Here is a 3,287-nt window from a genome sequence, read left to right as displayed (position 1 = left end):
CTTCTCATTGCGGGTCATCGTGATGGTGGCGACGTGGTCTGCGCTCTCGTAACGAACGAGCGTCATGCTGGCCTCCCTGATTTGTCGTCATCCTCCGGTGCGCAATTGCGCACCTGAGGGCGACGCGTAGCGTCGAGCCCGGAATCCATTCATCCGGGGAGTCTGCGGCCCGATGGATTCCGGGTTCTCGCTTCGCGAGCCCCGGAATGACGGCGTTCGTTACGCAAACACCGTGTGATCGATCACACCGTTCGGCACGACATAGCCGTAGCGCGTATGTGACGGCTCGGGGCCGGCCTTCTCATACTGCGCCTTCATCATCGCGAAGCGGTCGCCCTTGATGTCGAGCATCGCGCGCTTCGGCTGGATGTTGTAGAGCCGCGCGTTGTTGTCGCCGAAGATCGCCGTCTTCACCGGTCCGTCGGCGGGACCAAGCGGCGCGTAGCCGAACTTCTTCTGCATCATTTCGGGGATCTCGAGCCGCCGCAGGCCCTCGATCTGCCATTGCGGCGCACCGGTCCACAGCGCATCGGTGCCCCAGCAGACGTGATCGACGCCGAGACCCTTGATCAGGGTGCCCATCAGCGCGGCGCAGACATTGGGCTCGGCGACCAGCGTGGTGGCGAACAGCTGTCCTACATCGCCATAGACGTTGTTGACGCCATACTGCGCCGGGATGTCGGCAAGGTCGGAGGTCCAGGCGATCCGGCCGGTGCGTTCGAACTCCGCGAGCGCGACCTTCGGATCGCCGCCGACATGGCGATAGGCCGAGTGATAGATGATGAAGTTGAGCTGCGGCCAGTCCTTGGCCGCCTGGCCGACATCGGCGACGTCGGCGAAGCCGCGCAGATTCGGATATTGCTTCTCGATCCCGGGCGGGAACAGCCCCTTGTGGACGCAGACATTCTTGATGCCCGCCTTTACCATCTTCTCGTAGCCCTTGTAGGCGACCTTCTCGTCGTCCAGCCGCCACGGGTAGCGGCTGACCTCCTTGTGGGTGTTGTCGCCGATCGTGTAGCCCTTGCAGGATTCCGGCCTCAAGGCCAATGCGGCGTCGAGCTTGTCGAGCCAGCCGGGCTGTCCGGGCGTGAAGATGGCGTGGCAGAATACGCGCCGCGAGCCGGCTTCGTCGTTCAACTTCTTGCGCGCGTCGGCCATCTGCTCGTTGGTCAGGAACCAGTCCTGCTCGATATCCGACGGCGCCGAGGAGATCAGAGCGATCTTGGTGTCGGAATCGAGAAACATCTCCTTCTTGTAGTTGTTGAACTTCAGATCCTCGATGGTCTGCTCGTGATCGTTGAGCTCCTTGTTCCAGCCGGCCTTGCCGACCGCCTTGCGCATTTCGACGAAACCCATGATGCGGGTGTCGTCGCGCAGGAAATGCGTGTGCATGTCCATGATGAACTGGTCTTTCAGGGCGTTGGCGCGTTCCTGCGCCATCGCGGGTGTCGCGGCTTCCGCCGGCGTCACGTCGAACAGCTCGCCATAGACCTGGTTCATCGCGACGAAGGAGGCGGCCATGCCGGCCGCGGTCCGGAAGAATTTTCGGCGATCGAGGCCCTGCTTGCCGCCGAGATCGTCGGCCATTGCGAGCAACCGCGCCTCGACCTCGCGCTGCCGTTCGTTCTGCGGGTCGGGATAGAATTCGTCGCTGGAGACGATCTGGGTCGGGATCGGCGTCTGGTGCTGGCACAATTCGGAGGGCATCAAGGCGGCAAGTTCTTCGTCGGTGAGATTGCTGCTCATTCTTCGCTCCCGCTTCTCGCCGGATTTTTCCGGTCGGACCGCCGCGGAGACTAGGACCAAGTCAGTTCGTCGTCCGCGCCGATTGCCGGAAGCCGCGTTCACAAAATCGTGCATCGTATCGGCGGCCGCGAGATGTGCGCGCCGCGCAACCGGACATGCGCGCTGCTATGCTCGAGCGCACCGGATCGGACGAAGAAATCCGGAAGGGAGGCGATCTATGCCCGACCATTCGCGGCGCACCATCATCAAGGGTATAGGCGTTGCGGCGACGGCCGGTGTGCTCGGTGAAGCTCCAGCGCAGGCCGCGACCGCAGTTCCCGCCGAAGGAGAAATATGGAGCAACGAATACTGGGCGAAGAAGGGCGACATCCCCTTGTGGATGTTCCGCAAGCGGGTGGGTGCGCCGAAGCCGGGCGAGCCGGAGCGGCCCGTGGTGTTCTTCGTCCACGGCTCGTCGGTGACATCGAGGGCGTTCGACCTCACGGTGCCCGGCAAGGGCGAGTATTCGTTGCTGAACACATTTGCGCGCTACGGCTTCGATTGCTGGACCATGGACCATGAAAACTACGGCAAGTCGGGCCGCACGTCTGATAATGCGGATATCGCCAGTGGCGTCGAGGATCTCAAAGCGGCGGTCGAGGTGATCGCGCGCGAGACCGGGCAAACGAAATATCACTTCGTCGGCGAATCCTCCGGCGCGCTGCGGGCGGGTGCGTTCGCGATGGCCGCGCCCGAGCGCATCGACCGGCTGGTGTTCGCCGCCTTCACCTACAAGGGCGAGGGCTCGCCGATGCTGGCCAAACGCGCCGAGCAGCTTGCCTATTACCGCAGCCACAACATGCGCAAGCGCGACCGCGACATGATCCGCTCGATCGCGACCCGCGACAGGCCGGGCACGTCGGACCCCGCCGTGATGGAAGCGCTGGCCGATGTCGAGATGCAGTTCGGCGATCAGATCCCGACCGGCACCTATCTCGACATGACCGCCAATCTGCCGGTGGTGCATCCGGAGAAGGTGCTGGCGCCGGTGCTGCTGGTCCGCGGCGAGTATGACGGGATCGCGGCGGTGTCCGATCTCGAGGAGTTCTTCAATAAGCTGCCGAACGGCGACCGGCAGTTCATCATCCTGCCCGGCACCGCGCATTCGGTGGCGCTCGCCACCAATCGCGAGCTGTTCTGGCATGTGACGCGGGCGTTTCTGACCATGCCGACGCCGATCGTGACGTGAGACGCCTGCGACAGGACGCCGCAAGAAAAATCTGCGCGGCGATGTCGGGATCCGGCTATCCGGTTCGTCCTCGGGGCACAACCCCGCCAACAGGAGTTCTCTCGTGGCCAATCCCAAAATGATCTTCGTCAACCTGCCGGTCGGCAATCTCGCCCGCGCCACCGCCTTCTACGAGGCGATCGGCGCGACCAGGAATCCGCAGTTCTCCGACGATACCGCCTCCTGCATGGTGATTGCCGAGACCATTTTCGTCATGCTGCTGACCCACGACAAATTCCGGCAGTTCACGCCGAAAAAGATCGCCGATGCGAAG

General features: G+C 63.3%; 3 protein-coding genes. 2 read left to right on the top strand and 1 reads right to left on the bottom strand.

Features of this window, described 5'->3' with window-relative positions; all coding sequences use genetic code 11:
* Nucleotides 1-219: 219 nt before the first annotated feature.
* A complete protein-coding gene (locus FNJ47_RS45220) occupies nucleotides 220-1,746 on the bottom strand; it encodes an amidohydrolase family protein (RefSeq protein ID WP_163163147.1) in 1,527 nt (508 codons plus the stop codon).
* A 217-nt stretch (nucleotides 1,747-1,963) separates the two neighbouring features.
* Between FNJ47_RS45220 and FNJ47_RS45215 the strand changes: the two genes are divergently transcribed.
* Together FNJ47_RS45215 and FNJ47_RS45210 are read left to right on the top strand one after the other, a co-directional pair.
* The gene (locus FNJ47_RS45215; protein WP_163163145.1) at nucleotides 1,964-2,974 is read left to right on the top strand and encodes an alpha/beta hydrolase; all 1,011 of its coding nucleotides are present in this window, start codon (nucleotides 1,964-1,966) and stop codon (nucleotides 2,972-2,974) included.
* 118 nt (nucleotides 2,975-3,092) lie between these two features.
* On the top strand, nucleotides 3,093-3,287 hold a 195-nt coding region (locus tag FNJ47_RS45210), incomplete at its 3' end, for a VOC family protein (protein WP_430649485.1).

The sequence above is a fragment of the Bradyrhizobium uaiense genome (genome assembly GCF_010811875.1).
GTDB lineage: Bacteria > Pseudomonadota > Alphaproteobacteria > Rhizobiales > Xanthobacteraceae > Bradyrhizobium > Bradyrhizobium uaiense.
The sequence above is the reverse complement of the archived record's forward strand: the minus strand, read 5'-3'. Positions and strand labels throughout refer to the sequence as shown.

Bases quoted from the DNA above. Each gene is read 5' to 3' on its own strand.
- FNJ47_RS45220 (WP_163163147.1), bottom strand. From the start codon at position 1,746: ATGAGCAGCAATCTCACCGACGAAGAACTTGCCGCCTTGATGCCCTCC.
- FNJ47_RS45215 (WP_163163145.1), top strand. From the start codon at position 1,964: ATGCCCGACCATTCGCGGCGCACCATCATCAAGGGTATAGGCGTTGCG.